This window comes from Candidatus Burkholderia verschuerenii, assembly GCF_001189365.1.
In the GTDB taxonomy this organism is placed as follows: Bacteria; Pseudomonadota; Gammaproteobacteria; order Burkholderiales; family Burkholderiaceae; genus Caballeronia; species Caballeronia verschuerenii.
In genome coordinates, this window is sequence record NZ_LFJJ01000299.1 from 1 (window position 1) to 3,798 (window position 3,798).

The 3,798-nt window shown below is 61.8% G+C and carries 3 protein-coding genes and 1 pseudogene; all 4 read right to left on the minus strand.

Features of this window, described 5'->3' with window-relative positions; genetic code table 11:
- Positions 1 to 103: 103 nt before the first annotated feature.
- Entirely contained in the window at positions 104 to 436 is a 333-nt protein-coding gene (locus tag BVER_RS28110; RefSeq protein WP_332309160.1) for a DUF4148 domain-containing protein, read from the minus strand.
- 347 nt (positions 437 to 783) lie between these two features.
- A pseudogene (gene hutC / locus BVER_RS28115) lies at positions 784 to 1,481 on the minus strand (histidine utilization transcriptional repressor HutC).
- Positions 1,478 to 3,016, minus strand: coding sequence for a histidine ammonia-lyase (gene hutH, locus BVER_RS28120; RefSeq protein ID WP_050456041.1), 1,539 nt, complete (start codon positions 3,014 to 3,016; stop codon positions 1,478 to 1,480). The pseudogene hutC and the gene hutH overlap by 4 nt, the downstream one beginning before the upstream one ends.
- 118 nt (positions 3,017 to 3,134) lie before the next feature.
- Positions 3,135 to 3,608, minus strand: a complete 474-nt coding sequence (locus tag BVER_RS28125; RefSeq protein WP_050456042.1) for a GNAT family N-acetyltransferase — start codon at positions 3,606 to 3,608, stop codon at positions 3,135 to 3,137.
- Between the last annotated feature and the right edge of the window lie 190 nt (positions 3,609 to 3,798).

Below are 3,798 nucleotides of genomic sequence, written 5' to 3' on the forward strand. Positions count from 1 at the left end.
TTACCCGGAACAATGGACTCCAGTCGTCCCCATATCTCATCGGTCAGCAACATTCGACTCATCTTGATCGCTTACGCAAAAGATGAGATGTAAACACATTTCTTCAAATGTGAACAGAGCCTAGTGACCGAAGTACACCGAGTTGCGATCCGACATGTTCAGGTTCGCACGCGGCGCACCCGAGCTCACCGTGCCGGACGTCGATGCGCCATAAGCCGTTGCCTTGATCGGCATTCACGCGCGCTTCGGCGGCCTGAATGTTCTTCGGATAGTCGACGCGATCCGACGACGGGTTGTAACCCGCCTTTTCCAGTTGAACCAGTTGACTGCGGACTTCCGAACGGGTCAGCGCACCGTTGTTGTCTTGTGCGAAAGCGAAGGTCGGAGCGGCCAGAGCCGAAGCGATAACGAGAGCGGGAACGAATGCCTTGATCATGATGAACCTCCAGTACTTTGTTTTTGGAATCGAAACCGAATTCGGGAATCGCTCAATTCTTTAAGCGGTTTCTGATTTCGTTTCGCTTGAAAACAGTGTAGGAGGCCCGCGACCTCGGGAAAACCCCGATTTGCACGAAACATAATTGTTCGGCTTGCAATGATGAATTCGGCGGGGTATTGGCTGGACCAGCCTGTTTGCCGGCCCGAGCGTTGCGCCTATCTAGTTGTTTTATTTGTATTTTTTAGAGCAACGACAACGCGGGAACAGCGCAAAAACGACGGTCCCCCGATTTCCCTCACTACCGCCAAGTAAGTCAATTGCCATCGTCGCGCCAGAATCGCGGATCAGAAGTGTCCGGTAAATTGATGGCGATCGCCGGGATGTGCCAGAGGTTGGCGACCGACGCCACCGCATCCCGCGACCAGGTTCGCCGATGCAGCAGCAAACACGGCTCCGATGGTTTCATCGTCAGCGCATCGCGGATTTCGGTTGCCGGCATCGACGCCTCGATGCGGTATTCGACCCGCTGCAACGGCGCGGCGACCATCAGATACTGATTCGGCGTAATCGTCGTGAAGTCCTGACGCGCGTATTCGGGCGCGAGCGCGGGATTGACGAAACGCTCTTCCATCTGCACCGGTTCGTCGTTCTCGAAGTGCAGCACGCGCGAATGAAACACCGGACTGCCCAGCGCAAGATGCATTTCCGCTTCCAGATGTTCATCGACGATCGACGCGCCGAGATGCAGCACCTGCGCGCGATACACATGGCCGCGCGCCGCGATCTCGTCGGAAATGCTGCGAATCTCGACCAGCGTCGACGCGTATTTCGGCTGCGCGACGAAGGTGCCCGCGCCCTGCACGCGCGTCAGCACCTGCTCGGAAGTCAGCTCGCGCAACGCCCGGTTCACGGTCATGCGCGCAACCTTGAACTCGCGCGCCAGCTCGTTTTCGGAGGGCACCTGATCGCTCTCCTTCCATTCGCCGCCGTGGATGCGTCGCAGAATGTAGTCCTTGATCTCCTGATACGCCGGCGTGCTCATGCGCGCGCATCCGCCGCTTCCGATGCGAACGCGAACGGGCTGTGCTCGGCAACGACGCCCGCCTGCACGAGCGAGGCGATCGCCGCGATATCCGGCGCGAAGTAGCGGTCGAGATCGTAATGCGGCACATGCGCGCGCAGCGTTTCCATGATCGCGGCGAGCGGCGCGCTGGTGCGATGCGGCGCGCGCAGATCGACGCCCTGCGCCGCCGCGAGCAACTCGATCGCGAGAATGTTCGCCGTGTTGCTAGCGATATCGCCGAGCTTGCGCGCGGCGAACGTCGCCATCGACACGTGATCTTCCTGATTCGCCGACGTCGGCAGCGAATCGACCGAGGCCGGATGCGCCAGCGTCTTGTTCTCCGATGCCAACGCAGCCGCCGTCACATGCGCGATCATGAAGCCGGAATTGACGCCGCCGTCGCGCACCAGGAACGGCGGCAGGCTGGACAGCGTCGCGTCGATCAAAAGCGCGATGCGGCGTTCGGCCAGCGCGCCGATTTCGGCGGCGGCGAGCGCGAGATTGTCGGCGGCGAAGGCCACCGGTTCCGCGTGGAAATTGCCGCCCGAGAGCACTTCGCCGGTATCCGGGAAGATCAGCGGATTGTCGGAAACCGCGTTCGATTCAATCAGCAGCACGTCGGCCGCGTGACGCATCTGGTCGAGACACGCGCCCATCACCTGCGGCTGACAGCGCAGGCTGTACGGATCCTGCACCTTCTCGCAATCGACGTGCGACAGATTGATGCCCGAACCCTTCAGCAGCGTGCGGTACGCGGCCGCCGCTTCGATCTGCCCGCGATGGCCGCGCAGCTCGTGGATGCGTGCATCGAACGGAACGACCGAGCCGGCGGCGGCATCGACGGACAGCGCGCCCGCCACCAGTCCGGTGCGGAACAGGTCTTCGATCGCGAACAGGTTGTACAAGGCGAGCGCCGCCGATGCCTGCGTGCCGTTGAGCAGCGCGAGCCCTTCCTTGGCCTGCAAGGTAAGCGGCGCGAGCCCGGCGACCGCGAGGCCATCGACGGCGCTGGCGCGTTCGCTGCGAATCGTCACTTCGCCGAGACCGAGCAGCACCGTCGACATATGCGCGAGCGGAGCGAGATCGCCGGACGCGCCGACCGAACCCTTGACCGGGATGATCGGCAGCACATCGGCGTTGAACAGCGTGATCAGCGCGTCGATGACCTCGCGGCGAATGTCGGAATGACCGCGCCCGAGGCTCGACAGCTTGAGCGCCATCAATAGCCGCACGACCGGACGGGACATCGGCTCGCCGACGCCCACCGCATGCGACAGCACGAGATTGCGCTGCAGCAATTCGAGCTGATCGGTGGGAATGTGCGTATTGGCGAGCCGCCCGAAACCCGTGTTGATGCCGTATGCCGGATGCCCTTTCGCGGCGATCTCGGCAACGGCGCGAGCGCTGGCGTCGATCGCGTCGAAGCTGGCGGGATCGAGACGAAGCGGGTCCGAGCCGCGCGCGATGCGGCGCAGTTGCGGCAGCGTGAGTTTGCCGGGCGTGAGCGTGATCATGATCGTTCCTGTCTATACAAGTCAGGCGTCAGTCTAAACGCGCGCACGTGCCGAAACAAGACAATCTAGGTGATTTTCCTAGATCGAGCCTTGTTGATGGAAACTTGTCTAGACAGCATCAGAGCATTTTTTCCATCACGCACTGGATGAACTTCTGGTCGCGCACGCTGACGTTGCGCGTCAACAGCGTGGTGAAACCGCACTTTTCGAAGAACGAATGCGCGGTAATGCTCGCGTACGTATGCAGCACGCGCAGGCGAGCCTCGCCGGCTTCCGCCTCGACGCGCGCGAGCAGCGACGTCGCCACGCCCTTGCGCGCGAAATCCGGATTGACGAACAGCATGTCGATTAGGCCGTTCGTGTGCAGATCGATAAAACCGGCGATCTTGTCGTCGGACATCGCCACCCAGGTCGGGCGGTTCATGCGGGCGATCGCCCATTCCTCGCGGTCGACTTGCGCCCACGACTCGATCTGCTTCGAGTTGTAATCGTCCGATGCGATCTCGCGCACGGCGCGCAGGAACACATCGATTACGCCGTCGAGATCGCTCGCCTGATAGGGCCTCACTTCGATGAGCGGAAACTCGCGCATTTCACCACCTTCGTCTGTTGCAATGGATCGGGATAGGGGCAGGCCTCGCGGCCCGACCCCTCTCACACCACCGTGCGTACGGGTCCGTACACGGCGGTTCGGATCAGTTGATCGGCGCTGGACCGACCGACGGCAGGCCCAGCGAACGGAAGTAACGATTGGACAACGCCTTGCTCAATGCCGGGCTGCA

Excerpts from the sequence above, each read along its gene's own strand:
- BVER_RS28110 (WP_332309160.1), bottom strand. The coding sequence starts at position 436 with ATGATCAAGGCATTCGTTCCCGCTCTCGTTATCGCTTCGGCTCTGGCC.
- hutH (WP_050456041.1), bottom strand. The coding sequence starts at position 3,016 with ATGATCACGCTCACGCCCGGCAAACTCACGCTGCCGCAACTGCGCCGC.
- BVER_RS28125 (WP_050456042.1), bottom strand. The coding sequence starts at position 3,608 with ATGCGCGAGTTTCCGCTCATCGAAGTGAGGCCCTATCAGGCGAGCGAT.